26 protein-coding genes are annotated in these 24,194 nt (G+C 42.3%); 17 read left to right on the forward strand and 9 right to left on the reverse strand.

Annotated features, from left to right (window positions below; translation table 11 throughout):
• Window positions 1-8: 8 nt before the first annotated feature.
• The 3 genes from puuE (at window position 9) to LQZ07_RS10730 (ending at window position 3,420) form a co-directional block, all read left to right on the forward strand.
• Window positions 9-905, forward strand: coding sequence for an allantoinase PuuE (gene puuE / locus LQZ07_RS10720; RefSeq protein ID WP_152782196.1), 897 nt, complete (start codon window positions 9-11; stop codon window positions 903-905).
• A 251-nt stretch (window positions 906-1,156) separates the two neighbouring features.
• Window positions 1,157-2,362, forward strand: coding sequence for a DUF1611 domain-containing protein (locus tag LQZ07_RS10725; protein WP_152782198.1), 1,206 nt, complete (start codon window positions 1,157-1,159; stop codon window positions 2,360-2,362).
• Window positions 2,359-3,420 carry an alanine/ornithine racemase family PLP-dependent enzyme gene (locus tag LQZ07_RS10730; protein WP_249483638.1) on the forward strand — a complete coding sequence of 354 codons (1,062 nt, stop codon included), beginning with the start codon at window positions 2,359-2,361 and terminating at the stop codon, window positions 3,418-3,420. The genes LQZ07_RS10725 and LQZ07_RS10730 overlap by 4 nt, the downstream gene beginning before the upstream one ends.
• Window positions 3,421-3,550: 130 nt before the next feature.
• Here the strand turns inward: LQZ07_RS10730 and LQZ07_RS10735 are convergent, their stop codons facing one another.
• Together LQZ07_RS10735 and LQZ07_RS10740 are read right to left on the reverse strand one after the other, a co-directional pair.
• Complete coding sequence (locus LQZ07_RS10735; protein WP_016400603.1) at window positions 3,551-3,814, reverse strand: DUF5062 family protein; 264 nt, start codon at window positions 3,812-3,814, stop codon at window positions 3,551-3,553.
• A 175-nt stretch (window positions 3,815-3,989) separates the two neighbouring features.
• Window positions 3,990-4,700, reverse strand: coding sequence for a hypothetical protein (locus LQZ07_RS10740; RefSeq protein ID WP_152782199.1), 711 nt, complete (start codon window positions 4,698-4,700; stop codon window positions 3,990-3,992).
• A gap of 288 nt (window positions 4,701-4,988) precedes the next feature.
• Between LQZ07_RS10740 and LQZ07_RS10745 the strand changes: the two genes are divergently transcribed.
• The 5 genes from LQZ07_RS10745 to LQZ07_RS10765 all read left to right on the forward strand — a co-directional run bounded on the left by LQZ07_RS10745 (window position 4,989) and on the right by LQZ07_RS10765 (window position 10,637).
• Window positions 4,989-7,238 carry a peptidase U32 family protein gene (locus LQZ07_RS10745; RefSeq protein WP_152782201.1) on the forward strand — a complete coding sequence of 750 codons (2,250 nt, stop codon included), beginning with the start codon at window positions 4,989-4,991 and terminating at the stop codon, window positions 7,236-7,238.
• A 305-nt stretch (window positions 7,239-7,543) separates the two neighbouring features.
• Window positions 7,544-8,878 (forward strand): hypothetical protein, encoded by a 1,335-nt coding sequence (locus LQZ07_RS10750; protein ID WP_152782203.1) that lies wholly within the window; start codon window positions 7,544-7,546, stop codon window positions 8,876-8,878.
• Window positions 8,879-8,882: 4 nt separating this feature from the next.
• On the forward strand, window positions 8,883-9,347 hold the full coding sequence (locus LQZ07_RS10755) for a hypothetical protein (protein WP_152782204.1): 465 nt from the start codon (window positions 8,883-8,885) through the stop codon (window positions 9,345-9,347).
• Window positions 9,348-9,422: 75 nt separating this feature from the next.
• Window positions 9,423-9,884, forward strand: coding sequence for a hypothetical protein (locus LQZ07_RS10760; protein ID WP_152782206.1), 462 nt, complete (start codon window positions 9,423-9,425; stop codon window positions 9,882-9,884).
• 69 nt (window positions 9,885-9,953) lie between these two features.
• On the forward strand, window positions 9,954-10,637 hold the full coding sequence (locus LQZ07_RS10765; protein WP_256471396.1) for a glutathione S-transferase: 684 nt from the start codon (window positions 9,954-9,956) through the stop codon (window positions 10,635-10,637).
• Between the two features lie 96 nt (window positions 10,638-10,733).
• On the opposite strand, the gene LQZ07_RS10770 is transcribed toward LQZ07_RS10765, so the two are convergent.
• Complete coding sequence (locus tag LQZ07_RS10770; RefSeq protein ID WP_152782208.1) at window positions 10,734-11,066, reverse strand: DUF2834 domain-containing protein; 333 nt, start codon at window positions 11,064-11,066, stop codon at window positions 10,734-10,736.
• 53 nt (window positions 11,067-11,119) lie between these two features.
• On the opposite strand from LQZ07_RS10770, the gene LQZ07_RS10775 reads away from it, so the two are divergent.
• Window positions 11,120-11,599, forward strand: coding sequence for an HTH domain-containing protein (locus LQZ07_RS10775; protein ID WP_152782210.1), 480 nt, complete (start codon window positions 11,120-11,122; stop codon window positions 11,597-11,599).
• On the opposite strand, the gene LQZ07_RS10780 is transcribed toward LQZ07_RS10775, so the two are convergent.
• A complete protein-coding gene (locus tag LQZ07_RS10780; protein ID WP_249483640.1) occupies window positions 11,596-12,366 on the reverse strand; it encodes a DUF4344 domain-containing metallopeptidase in 771 nt (256 codons plus the stop codon). The genes LQZ07_RS10775 and LQZ07_RS10780 overlap by 4 nt on opposite strands.
• Window positions 12,367-12,522: 156 nt before the next feature.
• The gene (locus tag LQZ07_RS10785; protein WP_152782214.1) at window positions 12,523-12,813 is read right to left on the reverse strand and encodes a DUF1330 domain-containing protein; all 291 of its coding nucleotides are present in this window, start codon (window positions 12,811-12,813) and stop codon (window positions 12,523-12,525) included.
• A gap of 274 nt (window positions 12,814-13,087) precedes the next feature.
• Here LQZ07_RS10785 and LQZ07_RS10790 point away from each other — a divergent pair, with 274 nt between their 5' ends.
• From LQZ07_RS10790 to LQZ07_RS10810, 5 genes are all read left to right on the forward strand, one after another.
• Entirely contained in the window at window positions 13,088-13,675 is a 588-nt protein-coding gene (locus LQZ07_RS10790; protein ID WP_152782216.1) for a TetR/AcrR family transcriptional regulator, read from the forward strand.
• 32 nt (window positions 13,676-13,707) lie between these two features.
• The gene (locus LQZ07_RS10795) at window positions 13,708-14,022 is read left to right on the forward strand and encodes a cupin domain-containing protein (protein ID WP_152782218.1); all 315 of its coding nucleotides are present in this window, start codon (window positions 13,708-13,710) and stop codon (window positions 14,020-14,022) included.
• A 134-nt stretch (window positions 14,023-14,156) separates the two neighbouring features.
• Window positions 14,157-14,684: a hypothetical protein gene (locus tag LQZ07_RS10800; protein WP_152782220.1), complete on the forward strand. Its 528-nt coding sequence runs from the start codon at window positions 14,157-14,159 to the stop codon at window positions 14,682-14,684.
• Between the two features lie 45 nt (window positions 14,685-14,729).
• Window positions 14,730-15,095, forward strand: coding sequence for an STAS/SEC14 domain-containing protein (locus LQZ07_RS10805; RefSeq protein ID WP_152782222.1), 366 nt, complete (start codon window positions 14,730-14,732; stop codon window positions 15,093-15,095).
• 86 nt (window positions 15,096-15,181) lie between these two features.
• Window positions 15,182-15,607: a hypothetical protein gene (locus LQZ07_RS10810; RefSeq protein ID WP_152782224.1), complete on the forward strand. Its 426-nt coding sequence runs from the start codon at window positions 15,182-15,184 to the stop codon at window positions 15,605-15,607.
• Between the two features lie 18 nt (window positions 15,608-15,625).
• Here LQZ07_RS10810 and LQZ07_RS10815 read toward each other — a convergent pair whose 3' ends face one another.
• From LQZ07_RS10815 to LQZ07_RS10830, 4 genes are all read right to left on the reverse strand, one after another.
• Window positions 15,626-16,240: a thioredoxin domain-containing protein gene (locus LQZ07_RS10815; protein WP_152782226.1), complete on the reverse strand. Its 615-nt coding sequence runs from the start codon at window positions 16,238-16,240 to the stop codon at window positions 15,626-15,628.
• A gap of 226 nt (window positions 16,241-16,466) precedes the next feature.
• Window positions 16,467-17,648: a C45 family autoproteolytic acyltransferase/hydolase gene (locus LQZ07_RS10820; protein ID WP_152782228.1), complete on the reverse strand. Its 1,182-nt coding sequence runs from the start codon at window positions 17,646-17,648 to the stop codon at window positions 16,467-16,469.
• Window positions 17,649-17,723: 75 nt separating this feature from the next.
• On the reverse strand, window positions 17,724-19,595 hold the full coding sequence (locus tag LQZ07_RS10825) for a YadA C-terminal domain-containing protein (protein ID WP_152782230.1): 1,872 nt from the start codon (window positions 19,593-19,595) through the stop codon (window positions 17,724-17,726).
• A gap of 64 nt (window positions 19,596-19,659) precedes the next feature.
• A complete protein-coding gene (locus LQZ07_RS10830) occupies window positions 19,660-20,448 on the reverse strand; it encodes a hypothetical protein (RefSeq protein WP_152782232.1) in 789 nt (262 codons plus the stop codon).
• Window positions 20,449-20,885: 437 nt separating this feature from the next.
• On the opposite strand from LQZ07_RS10830, the gene LQZ07_RS10835 reads away from it, so the two are divergent.
• From LQZ07_RS10835 to LQZ07_RS10845, 3 genes are all read left to right on the forward strand, one after another.
• Window positions 20,886-21,524 (forward strand): helix-turn-helix transcriptional regulator, encoded by a 639-nt coding sequence (locus LQZ07_RS10835; RefSeq protein WP_152782234.1) that lies wholly within the window; start codon window positions 20,886-20,888, stop codon window positions 21,522-21,524.
• 213 nt (window positions 21,525-21,737) lie between these two features.
• Complete coding sequence (locus LQZ07_RS10840; protein ID WP_194164125.1) at window positions 21,738-22,814, forward strand: GGDEF domain-containing protein; 1,077 nt, start codon at window positions 21,738-21,740, stop codon at window positions 22,812-22,814.
• Window positions 22,815-23,087: 273 nt separating this feature from the next.
• Window positions 23,088-24,146 (forward strand): linear amide C-N hydrolase, encoded by a 1,059-nt coding sequence (locus tag LQZ07_RS10845; RefSeq protein ID WP_152782238.1) that lies wholly within the window; start codon window positions 23,088-23,090, stop codon window positions 24,144-24,146.
• The last annotated feature ends 48 nt before the right edge of the window (window positions 24,147-24,194 follow it).

Raw genomic sequence — 24,194 nt, forward strand, 5'->3', positions numbered from 1 at the left:
GGAAAACTATGAGCAACAAAAACTACCCTCGAGATTTAGTCGGTTACGGCCAACACCCGCCCAAAGCAAACTGGCCAAACAAAGCCAAAGTTGCCCTGCAATTTGTGGTTAATTATGAAGAGGGGGGCGAAAACTGCGTATTACATGGTGATAGTCATTCCGAGAAATTTTTATCGGAAATTGTTGGGGCAGAAGCATATCCTGATCGCCATATGAGTATGGAATCCATATACGAGTATGGTAGCCGAGCGGGTTTTTGGCGCTTGCATCGTTTGTTTGTGAGCCAAGGGATCCCAGTAACCGTGTTTGCCGTTGCTATGGCCCTGCAGCGCAATCCAGAAGCGGTAAAAGCTATGTTAGATGCCAACTGGGAAATTGCCAGCCATGGTTTAAGGTGGATTCATTATCAAGACTTTAGCGAGCAGCAAGAGCGAGAACATATAGAGCAAGCCATCGAGATTCATCAACAAATTACTGGAAGCAAACCTAAAGGCTGGTATACCGGCCGCACCAGCCCGCATACCCTAAAGTTAATTGCCGAACGTGACGATATTCTCTATTGCGCTGATAGCTACGCCGACGACTTACCTTATTGGGACAACAACTACAGCAAACCCTTGTTAATGGTGCCCTATACCCTAGACACCAACGACATGCGCTTTGCTACCCCACAGGGTTTTAACAGCGGCGAGCAGTTTTACCAATATTTAAAAGATGCCTTTGATGTGTTGTATTTTGAAGGAGAAACCACGCCCAAAATGCTTAGCATTGGCTTGCACTGCCGCATAATAGGCCGCCCAGCAAGGTTTGCTGCGTTACAACGTTTTATTCAATATACCCAGCAGTTTGAAGGTGTTTGGTATGCCACCAGAGAGCAAATTGCAGAACATTGGGTGAATAAATAAAGGCCTATTGGGTATTTGTTTTTTTCTACTATAGTGAGCGCACAGCCTATTTCGTCTGGACCTTATCGGGGAGGCGAGATAGCTACATCTTCACCTCAAGGTCATGGTTTAAATTATCCCCCGCTTGAAGCCTGAAGTATGTTAGTATGTTTTTTCTCCCTACCGCTTAGTAGGGACTTCTTTTCTTTTCCGAACTAACATCTCGGCACTCCTTAGTCGCCCTTCTAAGCCTTATAAACAAGGCTTTAGTTATGTCCAACTCAACAGTAAATTTTCCAAATACATCTCAATTTAACAGTACTGAAGAATTAAACATTGGCGCAGACTCGATGGATTACGCAGCAGTTGCTCCGCTCTACGAATGCTTAACTCCCTTGGTACCTTCGGCCATTGTGTTTTGTGAAGGAAACTTTGGAAAAACCGATGGAAAAACTGCAAATGGCTTAGTCCGGCACTCGCAAAACTACCGAATACTGTCGGTTATTGATAGCCATTCTGCGGGCTTAGATTCTGGCGAAATGCTCGACAACAAGCCAAATGGTATTCCAATAGTCAGTGATATTATCGAGGCACTGAATCACGCAGAAACTATTCCTGACTACTTTATTTTTGGTATAGCGCCGTCAAGTGGCTTTTTATCTGACGCAGAGAAAGCAATCATTTTAGACGCTATGTCGCTGAACATGAATATTGTTAATGGTCTGCATGAGTTTTTAAATGATGATCCCATCTTCAAGAACGCAAGCATTGCCAATAACGTTCATATTCTCGATATTCGCAAACCCAAAAAGCAAGAAGATTTGCACACATTTAGTGGCAAGATACATGATGTTAGCTGCCCAAGAGTAGCGATAATGGGAACCGATTGCGCATTGGGAAAGCGTACTACAGCAACAATACTGGCAGAAGAGCTGAGGAATAAAGGCCTTAATGTGGTGATGATTGCAACGGGGCAAACTGGCATCATGCAAGGTGCAGCTTACTGCGTGGCTTTAGATGCAGTTCCGTCGCAGTTTTGCGCTGGAGAGTTAGAAGCGGTGGTACTTAAGGCTTACCAAAAAGAAAGCCCAGATATCATTATTATTGAGGGGCAAGGCGCTTTGAGCCATCCGGCATTTTCGACCAGCTCTTTCATTTTACGTGGCAGCTGCCCTACAGGAATTATCTTGCAGCATGCGCCTAAGCGTTTGTATCGCGTAGATTTTTCCTCTATGCCAGTACCTTCTATTTCATCTGAAATAAATCTCATAGAAACCTTTGCAAACACCTCTGTTATAGGCATTTCATTGAATCATGAGGGAATGTCTAGTGAAGAAATGGAGTCAGAAATCACCGCTTGCACCAAGGAATTTGACCTGCTGGTTACTGATCCTCTTACTCAGCCTAAGCAGAAGCTGGTGGAAATGGTGTTAATGGCTTACCCGCTATTAGCTCAAAAACTGGCCGACAGCGAGTGAGTTACCCAAGGTTAAACATTGATTGTTACAAAATACATCATAATGCTCAGCTGCTGATTAACCAGCTGGCGAAGAAAAACATTTCAGTTACCCCAGTTACTAAAGTGTGCTTAGGACACCCTGTAATTGCGAAGATTTTGATCGATGCTGGGGCAAAGATGTTTGCCGATTCTAGAGTTGAAAATATCAAAAGGATGGCAGACTCGGGGATTAGCATTCCCAAAATGCTGATTCGCACCCCCATGCTTAGCCAGGCTGCTCATGTTGTAAAATACTGCGATATTAGCCTCAACTCAGAAATTAAGGTTATTGAGAAGCTTTCCCAAGCAGCCTCCCACCTAAATTTAAACCACGGGATCATTATTATGGTTGAACTGGGCGATTTAAGAGAAGGGGTTATGCCGGAGCGAGTCATCAATTTTATGCGTAAAGTTGTATCGTTACCCAATATTACGATTAGAGGGATTGGAACAAACTTAGCCTGTCGTTATGGGATCGCACCCGATGACGAAAAAATGAAACTGCTATCTGAACTTGTGGATGAAGCTGAGAGCGATTTAGGGATCAAGCTTGATGTAATTTCCGGGGGGAATTCAGCATCAATTAACTGGGCTTTGGACAATGTAGAGCGAACTCGCATCAACAATCTGCGCCTTGGCGAAGCCATTTTCTTAGGCTGTGTGCCAGCCGAGCAAGCGCCTATAAAAGGGTTATATACTGATGCGATTACCCTAAGCGCAGAGGTGATAGAGGCGAAGGTTAAGCCCACTTTTCCTTGGGGAGAGCGAGGTATAAATGCCTTTGGCGAAAAAGAGTACGTTAAAGATAGAGGAGCTGTTGCTCAAGCCATTCTAGCCTTAGGGCGACAAGATGTTTGTGTTACAGGGCTTAAGTCACCTGATGGCATAAGGGTGGTTTCCTCGTGTAGTGACCATCTCATTGTTGAAGCCCCAAATGCGTCGCTAACAGTAGGGGAAAAAGTGACATTTGCACTTGAATACAGTGCTTTTTTGGCGTCAATGTCTTCTGCTTCAGTTGATAAAGTATTCAATAACTAGTCTATTCAACGTGAATCGCTACTGAGTTCTACACGTGCGAGTTAGTTCTAATACCTATGCTTTAAAGATGGGGGGAACTGGTACTTAAAAAGCAGCACTCGGTGCTGCTTTTTTGTGAATGATCTTATTGCTAACCATCTAACAATTCGTGGTCTTTAGGCAGTTGGTTGGCTAACCACAGTACCAGTTTGTGGCGCATTTCTGGGCCGGTGATTTTGTCTTTAGGTAACGGTGTTAGCCGTTTGTCTTCGGCTAACAACATGTATAAGGCTTCTACTTTGTCTTTCTCTGATATGCCTGGTGGAAACTTGGCAAAACCGCGTTGCAGTGCATATACCTCACCAATTTGTAAGGCTTTTTTTAGTAACTGAGCTTCATGTTTATATTTTTTCACTAATCATCTCGCTGCGTAGCCGTTTTTCTTCAACATACGGTAAAGCGCTGGCTATTAACAGTGTTTAGCTCACTAATTGTTAGTCATACCAAAAACAATAGTTCAGTTGCTTTAAAAAAGGCCATGTAAGCGAGAAAGAAAGCAATTGTTGCGACCATTAATCAGCGCTTCTTCATCAATTTTTTTTCATCAGCTCAGCAAATCGAGTCGACGCAAAGTTAAGTCCGGCGCTTCCACCTCCCAAAAGACCTCCGGTAATGAGTACGTCGGCAATTCGTATTAGGTGGCCGTGTAAGCCGGATATTTCAGTTAGGTTCATCATTACATCGCTAAGAATGCTAAGCCCTAGTGATGCCAGCACAATACCCGAGATAAACACAAAAAAGGTCACGTCTCGGTTGCATGTTGATTGATGCCTAGCCAGCGAAAACTCATAGCTGTGTTTAATGCACAATAGCGCGGCTCGGTATTCATCGGCGGTATCTTCTGGTGGGATAAGCAAATCAACCATTTGTTTATCTAACACTTTTTGTGCGACTTGGATCTCTCGTTCAAACACCATTTTTAGCACGTTTAAGTGTTGGCTTTCATCGGATAGGGTTTCTTTAATTCTGGATATTCTTAAGGTCCAATCGGCTACTTTTCGATTTCGGTAATTACTTACAAATACTGCAGCAGCGCGCTCTACCGCAACCACAATAAATAGGTATTTTAGGAAAATGTCGCTGCCTTTATCTGATAACTCGGGATTCACTACCAAAAAGTGAATGTCTTTGTAGCCCCAGTAGAGCGCAGCTATCAGGCTGGTAACAAAGATGATAACTGCCACCACTACTTGCCAGGTGCCCGTGGATTTTTTGCTAGGGAGTGAGTTGGTATTAGCCATAAGCTTTAGTCCTGATTGTTCGAGCAATCGGTCATTTGCTACTTAGCGCCCACTCTATGCTGTGGGGTCTAATTATAGTTTAGGTTGTTATTACAAATTTGTCGGGGGAAACAGCAAACTAGCAGTTGCTGTTTCTAGCAGTTGTTTAGCTGCCACTTGCCAAGTTGGCTTATTTTAGAAAGTACTGCTCGATGAGGTTAGTTAACTGTAGCAATAGTGTTCTGTTGCCGTTAAAATCCCGCGCAATTCAAGATTAGGCTATTAGCCCAAGTAAAGTGAGTTTGAAACATGAGTAGAAAGATTGAATTACTTGCCCCCGGTGGTGATGTAGAAGCCATAAAGGCGGCGGTAATTGCTGGTGCCAATGCGGTGTATTGTGGTTTAGATACCTTTAATGCCCGTAACCGTGCCTCAAACCTTTCTTTTGATGATTTGAATGGCATTTTACGCTTGGCGCATAAGTATGATTGTGAGGTGTTTCTAACCCTAAACGTGGTCATTCTTGAACAAGAAATTCCTGCCATGGTTAAGTTGCTTAACAAACTGGTAAATACCAGCCTTAATGGGATTATTGTGCAAGACTTGGGCATGTTTAACTTAGTTAAGAAGCATTTCCCAAGCTTAGATATTCATGCTTCTACCCAGCTCACTACCCACAACGAAGGGCAGGTAGAGTTTTTGGCAAAGCTTGGCGCTTCTAGGCTTAACCTGTCACGCGAGCTAAATTTAGCTGAGATAAAAACATTAACGGCTCTAGCGCATAAACATGATGTATTAACCGAAGTGTTTGTACATGGCTCGTTGTGTATCGCCTTTTCTGGTCAGTGTTACTCAAGCTCGGTAAGTGTGGGTAACTCAGGTAACCGCGGCCGTTGTAGCCAAGCATGCAGAGACGAATACGAAATCACCAATGCTGGTAATCGCTTCCCACTTAACCTCAAAGACAATTCTGCTTATTTTGATTTGCCAGAGCTGGTGGATGCACAAGTAGACTCTCTAAAAATTGAGGGCCGCATTAAAGGTGCTCACTATGTTTACACCGTGGTAGATAGCTGGCGTAAACATATCGACAAGTTTGTTGAGACCGGAAAAATTCTAGCCGACGATTCAAACCTATACCGAGTATTTAACCGAGATTTCACGAACTCCTTCTTAAAGGGCAACCTTACCAAGGATATGTTTATCGATAACCCGCGTGATAACAGTGTGCAGCATGCGGTGCAAAAATATAACGCTATATCAGTGGTAGAAATTAAAGAAGCCAGGAAAGGGCTGCACGCAGAGCGCAACGAAATTGGTGATGAGCTGGCCGAAAAAGTTAAGTATTTGAGCATTGCCAAGCAGCCTTTAAAGGTTCAGTTTTCTGGTGAGTTAAACCAACCCTTGCGTTTAATTCTCACTGTTGGTGATAACGATAAAGTGTATCAATTGGCGACTGAAGAATTGCTTAGCCAAGCCGGTAAACAATCTTTAGACCAAGCCCTGCTTGAAAAGCGTTTTAAGAACTTCGCTAACCGAGATTATTATTACGCTGAGTTTGATTGCACAGGTTTAGCAGCCAACTTAAGTTTGCCGCTTAAGCAAATTAGTGAGCTGAAAAACCAAGCTATATTGGCCTTAAACAATTCTGTGCCCCATGTGCCAGCGGTAGAGGTGCCAGCCTTGCCTAAGCATCTTCGCACAGAAGGTAGGCCAAGCATGTCGCTGCTTATTGCAGATGAAAAAGACTTACACCTATGTGATTTAACCGAATCAGATGTCTATTTTAAGCTGCCAGAAAGCTTTAAAACTGGCAATAATAAGTACATTGATATTTTCTTGCGTAATCCGCGTTTAATCCCGTGGTTCCCAGCAGTGTTAATTGGTAAAGATTATCTAGAAGCGGTGCGTTTACTGGAAGAAGTTCGCCCAACACGCATTGTAAGTAACAATACCGGTGTGGCTTTTAAAGCTTACCAAATGGGCATTGAGTGGATAGCTGGACCATTCTTAAATACCACCAATTCACACGCTTTAGTCACTTTAAAAGAAGAGCTTAATTGTGCTGGTGCGTTTATTTCTAACGAAATTAATCGCATGCAAATTAGAAATATTACCAAGCCCGATAACTTCAAATTGCTCTACAGCATTTATCACCCTATTTTGATGATGACTAGCCGCCAGTGTTTCTTCCAACAAACCGTAGGCTGTAATAAGCCTGCGATTGAAGATGGCTGCATGCTTAAGTGTACTAAGGCTACCACTATTACTAATGTGAAAGGTGTGTCGTTTGCGGTAGACAAACAAAAGGGCGGTTACCCAAGCATTTACAACCACGAGCAATTCTTGAACTTTGATATTGTGAATGATCTAGCAGGCCAGTTTGACGAGTTTTTTATCGACTTAACCAACATAGGCGCCGGCTCGAAAGCTGAGTTAGACAAAACGGTGTTGGTCACTCAGTTTGAGGCATTTCTGCAAGGGGATGAGCAAGCGCAACAACAGCTTAGTAGTATGGTTACAGTGGCAACAAACGCCCAATACAGCCAAGGCTTGTAACCCTCTAACAAGTACTGCTGGTATTTTGCTAGCAGTGTTTTGACGACTATTTGAACAGTGTTGCTTAGTAGGGTGTTACCTTGCTAAAAGGCACTACTTCCGTTGTTTTTAAGCATTTGGTTCGCTTAGCTTGATGATTTATTACGCGCTAAGTATGCTGTACATCCTCTCAATATTGACTCATCCCTCATTAGCCTGATAGCATCGCCACTTTATTGATTTTAAAGTTAATACCTAGCAACTAAAACAGGCAAGGAACCGCATGTTTAAGGCAGCAAATCAAGGCAGCGTAGAGCGAGGCAAGTATGCAAGCAAACGCTAATCCTATCGAGCAATCTAAGTTCAACCAAACACTGCTAGTAGACCCATTTGGCCAGTCTTACTTCTTCTTGCCTGCTCAAGCTAATACTCATGACGTACCTGCAGAGCAAGTTCAAAATAGTATTGAGAAGTACAACATTGATGCCTTGTTACAAAACCATAGCGTCTCATGGGGCCAGCAATTTGATATTGATAGGCTCTATCAGCAGGTTTCTAATGACTACTTAGCACACCACAAATCTCGCCAAGATAAACTCAGCTGGTTAAGCCGCAGCATAATGAGCGGAGAGGTAAGTGTATTTAAGGGGGAGAACTTTGCGCCGTTGCCACCAACGGATGCAGAAGGTGGAATTCCAGTAGCAAGCGTGCCTGAAAAAGTCATTTCACGTGTTGTCGCTGCAAAAGAATCTTTAGGGCATGGCGGCAGGGTTTCAGCTAGTGCTCAACCAGAGAAATTGGAAGAGCCTAGAAGTGCAAAACCTAAGGCCTCAGGCGATGGAAAGATAAAATCTTTTGCGCAAGCGGAAAAACGTTTGGCGAAGGCTCGAGAAGAGATCAAAGAACGTAAGGATGCAGGTGAGCCAGCTTACAAACCAAAATACAGTGATGATGAGCTAGTAAAAATGGCGAATTCTGGAGCAACGGCTAATGATAGGTTCTTAGTTAGCATTCAGCCGAAGAATAGTGCTGACGACGCGAAACTAGCCTTTCAAAGAGATAGCGGGCTAGTTCCTACTTGGACGACTTCGTTTGACCAAATTGAAGCTGCCGATTCAGATCCCGAGTTAATTTATAAAGTACTTGGAAACGGTTCATGGTATGACCCCAAAAAAGATTATGTTATGCACATCATCGATCGAGGTGAGAACTTAGATCGGTTTGGTGGAAATACTGTTGTACCTACATGGGAGAATATGGGCGATGTTGTCACCAAGAATGTGGAAGGGCACGATAAAGATGTACTTATAAGTACTATGAATTCGGGCTATCAAGCTGAATATGCAGATAAAATGACAAGCTTTTGGGGTGTCGGAGGCAAGGAGTTCAATCCTAAACAAATAAATGAGTATGCTTCTAGTATGCCTCCTAACGAAGCAGATAAATTTTTAGCTAGGCATGAAGTTAGAACGGAAATAGGAGCTAACGCCGAATTCATAGGAAATGGTTTAACTGCTAACACCGCTGATGGAGGGGGGCAATACGGTGTTGTAGAAACCTTAAGTATAGAAAAAGACTTACCTCCTCTGACTGAGCTACAGACTTCCAAATCAGGTGGTTCTCCTATAGTGAGAACAGTCAATCTAATTCCAATTAAGTAAGTTTATGATGAAAAAAATACCAATATTAGACCCTCTGGATCTTCCTCTAAGCTCTAGGGTGTTATTTGAACTAGATTACCCTATGTTTGAAAATGAAAAGCACAAACTTATACAGTTTGAGGATTACATAGTTTACTGGTCAAAATATAAAAGCCTTTTCACCAAAGAAGATAAAATATCTCAATCAGAGTTTCCTTTAGAGTCAATAGCCTGGTTCACAAGAACGATAGAGAATAATTATTGGGGGAATAAAGGAGATCAAAGCACCAATTCGGAAAGTAGAATGTTTAGTGGTGAAAGTATAGGAATTAGCTCAATGATGCACTGCTGTTCAGAAAATCTATCTGGTTATAACTTTTGGAACAAGTCAAGGGTTGATCATGTATCAAATAGGCCACCACAAAGTTGGTTAATACCTCGATATATGCTTAAAGAAGGGCTTTTAGAGAAACTCAAGAGTATTACTTAAACATTTTGCTAAACGCTTTAAAATATAGGGATTTTATAAGTCTCATACCGTCAGGGAATCAATGAGTAATTTTTAGTGAAAGAATTTCCTATTCTAAAGATTGATGATCTACCTAAACAAGCAAAAATATTATTTAGCGTTGATTACCCGATGTTTGAAGGTGATATTAATAATATTATTCTTCTTGATGAATACGTCATAATCTGGACAGAATACACAAGTAAACTTACAGGCAAACGAAAGGTATCACAGTTAGAGTTCCCTAAAGACGCCATACAATGGTTTGTGAATACGATTGAAAACAATTATTGGGGTAATGACGGAGACAAATCAAGCACCTCAGAAGAAGTAGTCATTAATAATGAGTCTATTGGTGTTAGTTCAATGGCACACTGTTGCGCTGAAAACCTCCCAGGATATAATTTTTGGAACAGGTCACGGAAAGATCATGTTTCAAATCTCCCTCCTCAAGAATGGGATATACCTCGATATATGCTTAAAGAAGGGCTTTTAGAAAAGTTAAGGCGTATTACTTAAACATTTCGCCAAACGCCATAAAATGGGGGCCTTATAAGTTTCATACAGTCAGGGAGCTAATCCGCTAACGTGTCTACATTACCTATATTGTACTCTCTGCAAAACTGTCCTTATGCGATGAGGGCTCGATTGGCTATTTTGCTGGCGGGGCAAACTGTGCATTTGCGGCCAATTGTGATGAAAAACAAGCCTGAAGAAATGCTAGCTTTGTCGCCAAAAGGAACGGTACCGGTATTGGTTTTAGCTGATACCCCTATAGCTGAAGCAACTCAACACCAGGTTATTGATGAGAGCCTAGATATTATGCTGTGGGCGCTAAGGCGCAGCGACCCTAATGATTTATTGTATTCAGCGCGAGGCGATGCGCTAGATGAAATGCTGCAAATTATTGAGCATAACGATCAGCAATTTAAGCCGGATTTAGAGCGCTATAAAGACGCAAAACGCTACCATCATCAAGACCTAGAAGCATGCAGGCTAAAGTGTGAGCCTTTTGTGCAAGACTTGGAGCAACGTTTAACTAAACACAGGTTTCTAATGGGCGATAAACCCAGCCTGCTCGATTACGCTTTACTGCCGTTTATTCGACAGTTTTCCAAGGTTAACCGACAGCTTTACTTAAATGGCCCGTATACCCACTTACAAGCTTGGTTAAATCTGCATTTGCAAAGTCGCCTTTTTTCTAAAGCGATGTTTAAACATCCTCTATGGTTGGACACTCAGCAAGACATTGTATTTGGAGAGAGTTACTAGCTTACGGCCTTCACGCTGCCATTTGTAGTAGCCTGTTAACTGTATTAATAGCTCCAGCAAATGCTAGAGCTATTAATACAGTTAACCCATTTCTGACTAAGGGATACCCTGAACAGCTGCAGCGGTTTGTTGATTTCTTATTTTAAAGTACAAGTACGATGGTAAAGCGCAGCTTAGGCCTATGGATAAGTTGATCACAATAAACCAGTACGGTTTTGGACGATCTGCTTGCTTATCGCTAAACATGAACAGCCAAAACACCAGTGAGCTAATCAGTAAATCAGCACTAAAGCCACCTGCAGCGCCATTTGCAAAAAGGGCAGGAATAAATAGCCCTAAATTAAAGCCATGTGCCGTAATAAACTCAATAAAAAACACATAGGGCACAATGGCTCCTGCTATAGCCAAAAACAGATAGAGATGTTTCATAATTGCTCCTTATGTATACTTGGTTGACATAAGCGTAGTGACTAGGAGTGATTATGTCAACAAGGTTGACACTGGTGGGCGTTGCGATGGTTGATAGCCACGCTTTGCAGTTGGTTATGGCAACTAGCAAAATTCAAGATTTAACAAGTAATTACTTATCTAAGGCTCTCTCTAACAAGGGCTACAGTTCAATTAGCCCTGCCACCTTAAGTTTTTTAAGTGCGTTAGATTGCGGGATTAATTTTGGTTCGGAAATCGCGAGAAATTTAGGTGTGAGTCGCCAGATGGTGGCTAAAACAGTAAAAGATCTAAGTAACAAAGGGTACTTGGAACAGCGAGAGGGAGTAGGTAAACAAAAGCAAATTTTGTTTACTCATCAAGGTGAGTTGTTAATGGCCGATGCGAGGTTGTTGTTGGCTGAATTAGACCAACATTTAGCGAATGCCATTGGCAAAGAGCACTTAGGTGATTTGGTTAATGGTTTTAGCCAATTAGAAGCGGTGCTTAGTACTAAGCTGACTAACCAGGCTTAAGGTTGTTTTAAGTAAGTGTGCCAGCTTTGATTAGTTTGCTGGTACTGGTGAATGCAAAACTCTTGGCGCTCTGCCAAGTAGCTAGTGTCAATCTCGTTTAGCAACTTTGGGTAGCGTTTAGGGTTAGAGCCATACACTAAACACAGGGTTGAAAAATAGCGTTGTAAATCAAAACTGTGTTCATTTATATATTCACTTAACTCGTAAAAATTGGGTTTATCTTCAGATTCAAACGCAAACATGTCGGCGGCACTAATTGCTACTTCGTCGCCCAGTTCAACGTAGTTGAGTAATACAATGGTGGCTAAATTGTCTGCTGCATCTTCCTCTTTGCCAAGGATTGGTATTTGCTGGTCGGTAATGTAAGCGTGGCCTAACTCATGTAACAGGGTGTGCAATAGAGTATCTATGGCCGCATCTTCTGCGCTTATGCCATAACGTTTTTGGTAATTGTTGTTGGCGAAAAACTCTAAGGTCTCTGCAACAAAGGCATAAGGAATGTAAATACCATGAGCGTCTGGGTCGTACAGTGGGCCATCATTAATGCCATATTCTAAAGTTACTGCTCGTCTAAAGTTGAACAGTTGTGCGACTAACTGACTAAAGTGCTGGTTTACATTACTGCGTTTTATAAGCGCACGGCTTTCTTTATCGGCTTGGCTTACCGCTGGTTGCATTACTATTTGAATGTTTGTTGCGTGTTGGTTTGCTAATGTCGGATAAGCAATAAGCCCCAATAAAATGGCAAGTATCTTAATAAGCTTCACTAACAGGCCTCTAGGTATTTAGCGACTGGTGCTTTTAGCTTAGCTGTTATTTGACTTGCTAGCTTTAGCTTGTGATGGCCTTATGTGAAGTTAAGTAAACCCAGAAATGAGCCAGCAAATCTGGGTTTAAAATTAAAGCTTGGGCAAGGCTAAAGCTTACTCAGGTACCGCGTAAGCACTAATGTTCATAAACACCGCTTGTTCCCTAAGTGGCAAAAGCGCTTGATAATTAGGGCTGTCGTACCAGCTTTGCAAATTACTCATACTGGGAAACTTAATTACTCCCACAGCATCATGCTCATTTGCACCACTAAGGTTGCCAGAAAATTTCCCTTTTATTACCAGTTCACCTCCAAATTCGCCCAGTGTAGCGGCTGCTTGTTGTCCATATTGCGCAAATTTTTCAGGGTCTTTTACTTGGCTAGTTGCAACAAAAAATGCAGTCATGTCTCGGTCTTCCTTTTAGTTGGCTTGCATTAAATCAAGATGTAACAGGGCATGTTTACTGCGCCCAACAAGGTACAATACTTATTGTACATGTATGTACAATTTAGTTTCATAAATTGTTTTTGTCCATAGATGTACAAAAATAAATCACAAATAGTCGTTTCATCTAAAGAGCAAGCTTAGATGGCTAACTTCTGGAGCAGGGAATTAGGCAGCTAAGTACAATTATGCTAATTTGTACACATGTGAACATATTGAGCAGTATCAGAAGAACATGGGCAGAGCAGCGAAGTTTGATCGTTCAGCAGCAATAGAAGATTGCATGAATGAGTTTTGGTTACATGGCTACGAGGCCTGTTCGGTTAAAGCCTTATCCGAAAAACTTGGTATAACACGTTCCAGTTTTTATAACGCATTTGGTAGCCGCCAAGCGCTGTTTTTAGAAACCCTAGATTTATACGCCACCATTACCCCGGATCAAGTTTTAAACCAGCCAGAACAACATACCAGCGTATTAGCGCTAATTAACGCATTCTTTGTAGATGTATGCCGTTTTAGATCAAGCGATCCCGAAGCGCGTGGATGTTTGGTGATTAACTCGATCTCTGAGTTAGTGGCTGTAGACGAAGAATTGGGTGAAAACCTAAGCAATAAGGTGCACGCCAACATTGCCCGCTTCGAGCAGCTACTGCAACTAGCAGTGGCTAAAGGAGAGCTAGAAGAACAGCAAACCAGAGAGAAAGCTTTAGCACTACAAAGTTTGCTAATGGGAATTAGCGTGTTGTCAAAAGTTGTTACCAGTGAGGCGGAATTATTGGTGATAGTTAAGCAAACGTTAACTGGGCTTGGATTAGCTAAATAATCAAATTGGCTTAATTAAGGGGCGTAATAGTTATGGATAATCTATTTGCTAAGTTGCCTAGGGATAAGAGCCAAGAGCATTTTAGTGACTTATTGCAAGCAGATGGATTGAGGGTTGAGCGGATTGTTTCTTATGGACAAGCCTCACCTGAACAGGGTTGGTATGACCAAGAAGAAAATGAATGGGTAAGTGTTTTAGAAGGCTCGGCAGTTATAGAGTTTGATAACGGCCAGCGTGTTGTTTTAGGCAAGGGTGATTACTTAAACATCCCCGCACATCAAAAGCATCGAGTAGCAGAAACAGCGGAAAATGTGGCGACTATTTGGTTGGTGATTTTTTACAAATAAACAATGAGCCCATGCGCAATTTAGGCGTTTAAAAACAAGATCTTACTCAATACTAAAAACAGTTATTAGGATTAAAGTAAATATAGAAATCAATAGAGGAGACTCTCATTACTCTACTAAAAGTTTTATCTGATTTGGAAACATCAATTGATGAAGCGTCATCACATTTTGAGACTTGGTGGGCTTTAGGATTTTCAGAAAATAGACATCGATTTAAAGAAGCTTTTGAAAGTCCCGACTATAACTACTTTTTGCACACATGTTGTGTGGCCAATCAAATTGCCATGTTTATGGCACTCAGCCGAGCTTTTGATACCTGCACTAAATCATCACGTTTTCGAAAGTTGAGAACGCTGCTGCTTGAGGAAGGGCTAGAAAACCTGGTAATGATTATAGATGAGAAGCTGTCGCCATTTAAGTCTTTAATAAGTCGGATTTTGACGATTAGAAGTCAATTAATAGCTCATTCTGAGACTAACAAGACTGATGAGGATGTTCTGGGATCTAATGGAGTTAAGCCTGAAGAGATTCGAAGCTTAATTGACGCGTCTAAAGATGTACTAGTTGCAGTGGCTATTACTCTTAGGGTACACAATCTTTGTTTTACGACAGGCCGTCATAATCATTCAGCCTTAGAAATTCTAAAGAAACTAGAATCATAGGTTAGAACTAATATAAGCGGTCTAACTATTTTAAGGGGGACCAACATGTTTAACGTAACAAAAGTGGCTGACAACCGTTTAGATATTGAATTTGGCGGGAAGCTGGATGCGGACGAAATGAAACTAGCCTTAGATGAACTTAGCAGCAAAGCACAAGGTATAGAGCAGGGGCTAATGCTTTACCGAATCGAAGACTTTGCATTACCCACATTAAGTGCCTTAGCCGTAGAATTTGCGCGTATTCCCGAGATGTTTAAAGTGATCCGCCAGTTTAAACGCGCCGCGGTGTTGTGCGACAAGCAATGGGTGCAAACCATTAGCGAGCTTGAAGGCAAGCTTATTCCAGGCTTAAGCATTAAAGCGTTTGATATGGATCAGGCTGACCAAGCCGAGCAATGGCTCAACAGTTAATAGAACACTTACAAAACAAAGCTACGCAATAGTGGCCTTTGCTGCTAGGGTGTAAATACATTCCTAGCAGCCAATAGGGTACTGTTATGCCATTTTCCTTACCTAACATTTCGAGGAATATTTTAGCCAGTTGCTTAGCTCTTAGCTTTTTCTCCATTTCAGCCTTAGCTAACGATGTCACAATAGTGGCTGCTGAGTTTACTCAAGATGGTCAACGAACTTGGAAGGTTGATGTATCACTTATGCATAGTGATACAAGTTGGGATCACTATGCCAATATGTGGCGAGTAGTGGATGTAAATGGCACGGTTTTGGGAGAGCGCGAATTATTACACCCCCATGTTAATGAGCAGCCCTTTACTCGCAGCTTAAGCAAGGTGCCACATCCAGCTGTTGGTTCCATTGTTTATATCGAAGCGCGCGATAAAGTACATGGTTGGTCACCACAGCGTTTTGAAGTTGATTTAAGCCAAGCACAACAAGGGCATTTGTTGGTGGAAATGCCCAAATGAGTGCGTTAATTCGCAAATTTAAGCGCTTTGCGTTAACTCGGTAATTAGTGCTTCAAGTTGGCCAAAGCTTTTTAAAGATTGCAAAGATATTTGTTTGTTTCCATTTACTACAATGGTAGGCGTTGCTCTAATATTGTAGTCCTGAGCTAATTGGTCAAAGCTTTCAGGTGTTTGATGATTTGCACGGCAACTTTTTGAGTATTCATCTAGGTCTATCCCACATGACTCAAGCAAGGTGTTCAGCTCTTGAATAGAGTTTGGTGCACCTTGGGCGGTGAAGTGAATTTGCTTAATTAATGCGTGATTAAAACGTTCTAACTCGCCCATCTCTTTAGTAGCTGCAACTGCTAATTGAAACTCCCTAGCCATTGGGCCACCTACTGATAAAGGCACTTCAATCATCTTAATCTTAAGCTTGTTGGCCATTTGAGTGATGGGGTCGTGCACCATTGCGCAAGGTGCGCAGTAGTGGCTGTAAAATAGCGTGATACTGGGTGATGAACTCGCTGGTTGGCCTAGAGTAAGGTAATGTTTGTTTTCACTAAATTCCCCGGCTATGGCTTTACCCATAACCGCTAGACCCAGTAATATGCATAGCGTACCAATGATGATTGAGCCAAATTGTTTGTACATGAATTTTCTCCTAAGTTACCTGCCAGCTTGAGCGAATAAGCCAAGCGGCAGATTGAACCGTATTTGAATGGAACTGCGGGTTTAACTTGTTTTTACTGTCAATTTTTTCGCCATTTACTCACAGTGGTTGCTTAATGCTCATGCCATATTTCCTACAACGTAAGAAGTAAATAACAGCAAGGTGAAATAACCTTGCTGGCGCTAGATTACAGTTCCTAGTAACTGGCTAGCGGTTGGAAATAGAAACCACCGGGTGATTGTTATCTGTTTTAATGTGCATAACTGTTTCGCTTGGACTAATTGTAAAGTAAGTGCTTGTCACTGTTCCCATTAGCTTTCCGCGCCCCTTCCACAAAGGTTTACTTTCAAGTTGTTGGCGCACAGCAGCTTGGCTGGTGTTGGCATTTGCGCGCTTAATAAAGCGTTCCGCTGAATCTTGGCGAGCTAGTGAATGGGCCGCAAAATCGGAGTTTACAAAAGGTTTTTCAATAAATACTGAATGGTTTGCGTGAGCTAACTTGGAAGCGTAACGGTAGTTAACAGCTCCGCCAAAGTTGTTTTCAATGTTCATCACCTTGGCTTTAGAGTCCACCACGGTGTATGAGAAGAAAGCTGTGTATTTATCGTGTGCTTGAAAACTAGATATTAAATCAGCTGCGTTGCTCGCATTGTAGGCTTCCCAAGATAGGTAAAAGCTAGGAACTGCATCTACTTGGATAATGTCTTCACCTGCTTGTTCTCTGGCGGTGCCTTCATCAGCCATAGTGTTCATTAATATGGCTTGGCCGCCTTTTGATATTCCACCGTAAGGAATTAAGCCAGCCCAGGTTTGAATGACTCGAGTATCGCCATTTAAATCAGTGTGATTGAGAACAATTAGGCCCTCATAGTTTATGCCCATGTAATCAAAGTTTGCACCTGCCCAAGCGTGACCTGCTTCGTTGGAATAGCCAAAAGTGGTGCATTTACTTGGAGCAGCTGGGTTGTGACCACTGGCTTCGGTTTGCAAAAATCCCAAGCCACCATTTCTTTGGCTTTCAAGAATTGCCTCATCACTCATTGCTACAGCTAGTAAAAGGTTGGGGCTTCGGTTTAACGCATCGGCCATGCCAGAGATATAAGCGGCTGCATCTGGAGAGGTTTTACTTAAATGAAGAAACACCTGATTGCCATCAAAACTCTTTGCAAGCGAAATAACATTTAAGCCGGGTAACATAATGCCTAGGGTGTCGTTAAAGCGATCTATGGCATCAAGGATTTGCTCTTTCCCTTCCGTGCCTACGTGATAACCAAGCTCGTAACTAGAACCCGTAAATCTTACTTCGGCAATTTGGTCAGTGTGTTGAATTAGCTCTGCATTAGCTACTAGTGGTAATGCAACAGCCAAGCTTAAAAGAAACTTTTTCATGGTTTTCCCCTTTACAAAATTAGCTTAAACCCTAGGTTTAAAGCCCCATCCTTGGGGAAGTGTCCATAGGTAGATTTAGTTGAACGCGTATGTAACACCTGCGGCTGCCATGGTGTCGCGTTGTGTATCGCCGCCTTTATCTGATTGTGCGTAGCCAAACGAAGCTCGAATCATCCATTCTTTGTTTTTTCCTGCTACCTTGCCCATGCCTAGTGCGAATGCATTTGAGCCATTAAAGTTAGCAAGGCCTACACCAACCCCTAAACCACTCGAGTTAAACTGCATTTGAGACATTGCACCAGTCATTGCGACCCCGTTTGATACGCGACCTTCAACGCGATCTATTTTGTTGTCTAAGCGTGCTATATCTTGTTTGTATTGAGCTTCGAAGTGTTGTGCCCATTGCTGCCCATCTTCAATTGCTCGACCGCCATCATCAATTTTTCCCTCAATGTACTTAGCTGCAGCATCGATTTCAGATTGAGCTTCTTTAGATTGCTGGGCATACCATTCGTTAAGATCTTTTTGAAAGCCTTCTGCGTCTTCTTCAATGCGTTTGGCTGCATCTTCGATATCGACTCCTGCTTTCTCGAGTTCTTTCTCTATTTTTGCAATAGCGTCACGGTTGGCTTTGTTTTCTGCAGCTTGGCGTTCAAACTCTTTTTCAACGGCAATTGCGGCTTTATCAATGTCACCACCAGCTTTTGCTATTTCTTGTTCGATAACGGCGGCAGCATCAGCGATTTCAATACCTGCGGAATCTAAGTCTTTACCTGCTTGTTCGATGAACTTGTCAGCGTCAATTCCAGCTTGCTTTAGTTCTTTCTCTATTTTTGCGATAGCGTCACGGTTGGCTTTGTTTTCTGCAGCTTGGCGTTCAAACTCTTTTTCAACGGCAATTGCGGCTTTATCAATGTCACCACCAGCTTTTGCTATTTCTTGTTCGATAACGGCGGCAGCATCAGCAATTTCAATACCTGCGGAATCTAAATCTTTAACTGCTTGTTCGATGAACTTGCCAGCGTCAATTCCGGCTTGCTTTAGTTCATTCTTGATATTGTTAATTGCTTCATCACGGCGCAATTTGTCCCAATGATTAGTGGTTGTATCGTCAATAACATCGTTGTTAGGCTTCCAATTGGCGGTATCGTCGTTGTATTCAATATCGAAGTATTCTTTAACTAGGTTTCCGTTTCCGTCTTCGTAACGAAGCTCGGCTCTACCGGTTTCTGGGTCTATTGTTACGCTACCTTCAGGGGCATCTGGGTAGTCACCGGCATTCCACTCAATCGTGCCATCTTGGTTATCGCTAAATTCGCCAAAGTAGTTTCCTTCTTCATCTGTTATTACGACTCTGCCATCACCTGTATCGGTAATAAATTTACCTCTTAGTTCAGTTTCGTGGATAGTGATGGTTTCAGCATTCACTTTTTTAAAGAAGTCATTATTAGAGTCCATCACATCTTCAAATTTCTTGTTGGTGTTGGTTTGAGCAGCCTGCGCAATGTCATTCAGGCTATAATGCTTTCCACCTATTTCTATTTTCTCTGTTCCATTTATTTCGCCAGTGGACTTCAAGTGACTAATCCCATCTGCGATCAGCGAAGAACTCAAGCCTTGTGCTCCGTCGCCACGAACTTTTACGTAATAACCATCTAACTCTTCAACTTGAGCTGGCGAAATATCCCCATTTGCAATGGCTTTTACAAAGCTAGCACCAGCTTCTTTTTTTGCTTTGTGGTCACCACCAGCAATATAGGTTTGGACCGCTTGACGGGCTTCATCATCTTTAATGCTTGCAGCAATTGCGTGGTATGAGGCTTGGACCGTTTTCTCTTGAACTGCACGTTCTACCCAATCATCTGAGAAATGCGGAGTAGCTTGATTGGCGATTGCATTAAAAGAAAATGCGCCAGTGATTGTTACTGCCAAAAGTGACTTTTTCATTAAGTGTTTCCAATAGATTTAGAATATAAATCCATCCTTGGGCGAAGTGTCCTTAATTAGTTGTTTAGAATTGGTATGAGGCACCCAGCTTGATTTGGTTATCGCGAGAGTCGTGCAATTCAACGTTGGTTACTCGGGCGTAAGGAGCGAATGAACCTAAGCCTTTGTAAGTTAGCTGTAGTTCGTAGTCCATGGTGTTGCGGTCACCGTGGTCTTTATTAAGTTGACGCTTATTGATGGCTTTAGAGCGGAGTTCAATTAAGTCGTTTGCCCAACCCAAAGTTAGGTCTGCTCGACCAATTGCGCCTTTGCCTAAGTTGAGTGATGCCGTGTTTATAGCGTCATTACCGGGGTGGACTTCCGAGTTTAGTGACCATTTTGCGGTCGCTTTGTAAGCATCTGTATCGCCTTCATAGCGGTAACGAGCTGCGGCGAATAGGCCATTTTGGAAAGCTGCACCAAATTCTAGTCCTAGCTTATAAACATTGGTGTTTAGGCCTGATTCATTCAGTTCAAAATACCCTGGCTCATCCGGTGTAAAGTGACGTGAATCTATTGCTCCTGTGCTCCAATTTTTATCACCATTAGTAAAAACATAGGCTGCAGAAGGCTTAACATAAAATGTGTCGTCTATTTGGAACTTGTGAGCCGCTGTTAGCTCTAGATCTTTTTCACTGTCGTATTCGGCTTCGATAGAAGTGCCAAAATTAAAGCTGTAGCCAACAATGCCTCCGTAAACTACGTCGCCTGTTTTAGCATCAATTTTATCTGCGTACGCTTCAACATAAGGGCCTGCTAGTGCCGCAGTTGAAAGAAGACTCGTGATACTTGCAATAAGAATAGTTTTTTTCACTGGTAATAACTCCAATTGTTTAGTGTTAATAACCCTCCTTTGATTAACTTCTGTTGTTAAATATCTCGCAGAGCTGTTTTTGCGCTGCTGGGCTTAAAGGGCGCCAAATCTTTTGTTTATTGACCTGGTAATGCCCCCACCCATCAATAAAGGCAATTTTTCTCATTGTTTACCTTATCTGAGGTTTACTTAATGCTTTGCGACCAAAAGTGAGGTGGATTATAAAGATAAATAATCAATAGTGAAGCCAAAATTGACTTTTAATTTCATTTTTGATTATTTCAAAATGGTCGAGTTTATCATTAATTATTGTTGGGGCCAGTGTTGGTGCGGGTTCTTGCCTTGTGGTTTTTCGCGAAATATTTTGCAATTAGTCAGAATTATCAATATTGTTTATCCTGTTTCATATTTGATAACGATATATCGGAAAAAAACCTATGAATGATTACAAGGTTCGCATTGCAGGCTTAATGAAGGAGCATGGGTTAAATTTGGCCGATTTAGCCGAAGCGATTGGCCGTGGCAAAGCCACTCTCAGCCGCTATTTGAGCAGCGGAGCCAATCAAACTGCACCGGGTTTAGATGAGTTTGAACGAATGGCCAAGGTATTTGGCGTTCAAGCGCATTGGTTGGCTTATGGGGTGGGTGATCGTAATACTCCAGCCGACACATTGGCAAAGTTGGTAGAGGGCGGAGCGTGTTTAGTGAACGTGTATACCCGCAGTAACGTGTTGGATTACTTGGCGGGTGAATGCGTTGAAACTTCTTTGCAAATGCCTGTACCTGTAGAGTTATCAAATTGCTTTGGCGTTGTTTATCCAGTGGTGGGTAACCTCTCTAAAGTGTGGGATTGTGTGGCGTTAATCGACACTGCGAGAACTTGGGTGAACAACGACCTTGTGCTTGCTCAGCTAGGGCATGATAGTGTTCCTGAGTTCTTCACCTTAGTCCGAATTCTAGATGAAGTGCACGTATGGTATGGCGATGATACGTCGAAAGAGCCTGCGATAAAAACCAAGGAAGGCAATATAAAGATTATTGGGGTAGTTAGCTGGGGAACCTGGCAGCAGCGTTAGCCGTTAGCATTTTTGTCACTTAACGCTGCAAATGTATTCGCCTTTGCTTTAACTTGCTGTTAATTAAAAAAATAATGAATTTTACTGACTTTTAGCTCTATTATTGCCGACGTTTGCAACTAAAGCTTAATGTTAGAAAATGCGAATTTGAAACAATTTGTTACTAGTTTGTATGTTAGTCTGTACTTGGAAAGGGAAGTCTCAGATAACAATATGCAAATTAAAAAACTAATAAACTTAGGGGCCGAAGGGCACTCTTTTGCTGCCGTTAGCCGCATAAAGCTAACCAAGATCATCGCCTTAATAACCACCGTTATATCCGGCTTATACTCACTCAACTATTGGCTACTGCTTGATAATAGCGGTGTTGCTTCAATTAATCTTGGCTTTACAGTGGCTTACTTTGCCACCTTAGCATTTATGCACCGGGGTCATGTATCTGGTGCAAAAACCTGGTTTTTCTCGGTGTTAATGGTGCATTTACTGGTTTGTACCAATGTGTATGTGACCAATCAAAGTGGTTTTCACTTGTACTATTTCTTGGTGCCTACTGGCGCATTTTTGCTGTTTGAGCTTCATCAGCGACGAGAGATGCTGGCATTAAGTGCTGCATCGGTAGGTTTGTTCCTTTACTGCGAAAACACCCTTAATTTAAACCCGCTCATAGAGCTAGGTGCTGCCACCAATCACTTGCTTTATCAGTCGGTGGTGTTGGTGAATATGATTGAAGTGGTTTTTGTGCTGACCATTTTTGCGCGACAAATTGAAGCCAATGAAAAACAACTTACCTTACAAGCGTCGACCGATTCGCTAACCGGTTTGGCTAATCGCCATTGCTTCTTTGCTGAGGGTAACGACATGCTCGAGCATGCGAACAAGTTGCACGAAACAATGAGTTTGGTTTTGCTCGATTTTGATTATTTTAAAAGCATTAATGATCGTTATGGTCATGTGGTTGGTGATTTGTGCTTAGTTGAAATAAGCAAAGAAATTAATGCGATTTGTCGCGAGCAAGACTTGTTTGCCCGTATTGGTGGCGAGGAATTTGTTATCGCCATGCCTAAAACCAACTTAGAGCAAGCGCAACAAGTAGCCGAGCGAATGCGCGAGCGGGTATCTAAACACATTATTCCTATCGTGGGTGAAGCTAACTTTACCTGCACCGCCAGCTTTGGAGTGGCAAGTAGTAATGATGTGAAGTCATTAAAGACCTTGCTGCAACAAGCAGACAAAGCCTTGTATATGGCTAAGGAACAGGGGCGAAATTGCGTTCAGTTGTATAGTGCTTAAGCGTGTCGTTATTGTTTGACTCGTCGTTTTAGACAAGCTAAATCCGCTTGTTTATAACGATGATTTAGCTTGCCTAGCCTATGGGCATGATTACCTGCTGTTCTTTGCCTAATACCTCAACCACAAGCTATTAGTTGGCCTTAAAGGTGCTGGTTAATTAGCTTAGTTTCTTCATGTTTTAATTGTCATCACTCGAACCGGAAAGCACTTTTATTTGTGCTTTTTTGTTCACTATTCGCCAAGGAGTGGGTAATTAACAACGAGAGAATGACTATGAAAAAATCGATGATTGCTTTAACCATTGCTGCGGTAACGTTTGGCGCTGTACAAACTGCCAATGCATGTTCTCGCATTACCTTAGATACTCCACACGGCGTTTCGCAAGTACGTACCCTAGATTGGGGTGTTCAGCTTGGAACGGTTGCTATTCTTCATCCAGTAGGTACAGAAGTAACAACTAAAGACGTACCTTCATATAAAACTACGGCAACTTGGACAGTAAAGTACCCAACGCTCGCTTTAGAAGAGCGTGAAGTATTTGTTGATACAGTAGGAGAGGCTATTAATGCCGCGGGCTTATCTGCCTCTACCTTGTATTTATATGACTCAGCAGAGTTTATTAAAGACTATAAAGATAACGGTGCACCGGCGGTAAACTGGGGAGATGCTGCAAGCTTTATGGCTGAAAATTTCGCTACCGTACAAGAAGCTGTGAAAGCGTTTGATGCCAAGCAATTCCAGTTTGCTTGGGTAGATGGCATTCATGGCGACCAGCACGGTTTACATATTTCGGTTCAAGACAAAAGCGGCGATATTGCGTTATTTGAGCTAAATGAAGGCGGGGAAATGCGGGTACACCGCGGTAGTGTGAATGATCAAATGCGGGTAATGGCTAATGCGCCACTACAGCAATATCATGAAGCAAACGCTCAAGCTGCAGGCGATATGAGCCTTACAGAAACTGGCCACAAAATTGGTTCTAGTATTTCATCGGCAGATCGTATGCTGCGTGGTTTGTACCATTCAGCAAATGTTGAATTTAAGCAAGATGCAAACTGGGCACAAACCGAAGGTAAGCTGCAGTCTACCTTTGACGCAGGCAACCTAGTACCACAAGACATTATTGATCCCGCTAACGGCGAAACTTACGCTACTTGGATTCAATATACTTACAACTTTGACAATGGCTCATTCAAAATGCGTAATTTAGATACCTACGCAGAAATTCGCATCGATTTAGCAGAAGCCTTTAGCGCAACAGAGGTTTCGTGTGCAAACTTGGTTGAGCAAGCAGAAACCCAATCTACGGCTGTATTTGGTAGCTGTGGTTAGTGATTACCCCAATCAATGAAGGCGGCTTTTAGTCGCCTTTTTTGTGGG

It is taken from the genome of Agarivorans sp. B2Z047 (genome assembly GCF_023373605.1).
Lineage (GTDB): Bacteria > Pseudomonadota > Gammaproteobacteria > Enterobacterales > Celerinatantimonadaceae > Agarivorans > Agarivorans albus.

Bases quoted from the DNA above. Each gene is read 5' to 3' on its own strand.
- puuE (WP_152782196.1), top strand. From the start codon at position 9: ATGAGCAACAAAAACTACCCTCGAGATTTAGTCGGTTACGGCCAACAC.
- LQZ07_RS10725 (WP_152782198.1), top strand. From the start codon at position 1,157: ATGTCCAACTCAACAGTAAATTTTCCAAATACATCTCAATTTAACAGT.
- LQZ07_RS10740 (WP_152782199.1), bottom strand. From the start codon at position 4,700: ATGGCTAATACCAACTCACTCCCTAGCAAAAAATCCACGGGCACCTGG.
- LQZ07_RS10745 (WP_152782201.1), top strand. From the start codon at position 4,989: ATGAGTAGAAAGATTGAATTACTTGCCCCCGGTGGTGATGTAGAAGCC.
- LQZ07_RS10750 (WP_152782203.1), top strand. From the start codon at position 7,544: ATGCAAGCAAACGCTAATCCTATCGAGCAATCTAAGTTCAACCAAACA.
- LQZ07_RS10755 (WP_152782204.1), top strand. From the start codon at position 8,883: ATGATGAAAAAAATACCAATATTAGACCCTCTGGATCTTCCTCTAAGC.
- LQZ07_RS10770 (WP_152782208.1), bottom strand. From the start codon at position 11,066: ATGAAACATCTCTATCTGTTTTTGGCTATAGCAGGAGCCATTGTGCCC.
- LQZ07_RS10775 (WP_152782210.1), top strand. From the start codon at position 11,120: ATGTCAACAAGGTTGACACTGGTGGGCGTTGCGATGGTTGATAGCCAC.
- LQZ07_RS10785 (WP_152782214.1), bottom strand. From the start codon at position 12,813: ATGACTGCATTTTTTGTTGCAACTAGCCAAGTAAAAGACCCTGAAAAA.
- LQZ07_RS10790 (WP_152782216.1), top strand. From the start codon at position 13,088: ATGGGCAGAGCAGCGAAGTTTGATCGTTCAGCAGCAATAGAAGATTGC.
- LQZ07_RS10795 (WP_152782218.1), top strand. From the start codon at position 13,708: ATGGATAATCTATTTGCTAAGTTGCCTAGGGATAAGAGCCAAGAGCAT.
- LQZ07_RS10805 (WP_152782222.1), top strand. From the start codon at position 14,730: ATGTTTAACGTAACAAAAGTGGCTGACAACCGTTTAGATATTGAATTT.
- LQZ07_RS10810 (WP_152782224.1), top strand. From the start codon at position 15,182: ATGCCATTTTCCTTACCTAACATTTCGAGGAATATTTTAGCCAGTTGC.
- LQZ07_RS10815 (WP_152782226.1), bottom strand. From the start codon at position 16,240: ATGTACAAACAATTTGGCTCAATCATCATTGGTACGCTATGCATATTA.
- LQZ07_RS10820 (WP_152782228.1), bottom strand. From the start codon at position 17,648: ATGAAAAAGTTTCTTTTAAGCTTGGCTGTTGCATTACCACTAGTAGCT.
- LQZ07_RS10825 (WP_152782230.1), bottom strand. From the start codon at position 19,595: ATGAAAAAGTCACTTTTGGCAGTAACAATCACTGGCGCATTTTCTTTT.
- LQZ07_RS10835 (WP_152782234.1), top strand. From the start codon at position 20,886: ATGAATGATTACAAGGTTCGCATTGCAGGCTTAATGAAGGAGCATGGG.
- LQZ07_RS10840 (WP_194164125.1), top strand. From the start codon at position 21,738: ATGCAAATTAAAAAACTAATAAACTTAGGGGCCGAAGGGCACTCTTTT.
- LQZ07_RS10845 (WP_152782238.1), top strand. From the start codon at position 23,088: ATGAAAAAATCGATGATTGCTTTAACCATTGCTGCGGTAACGTTTGGC.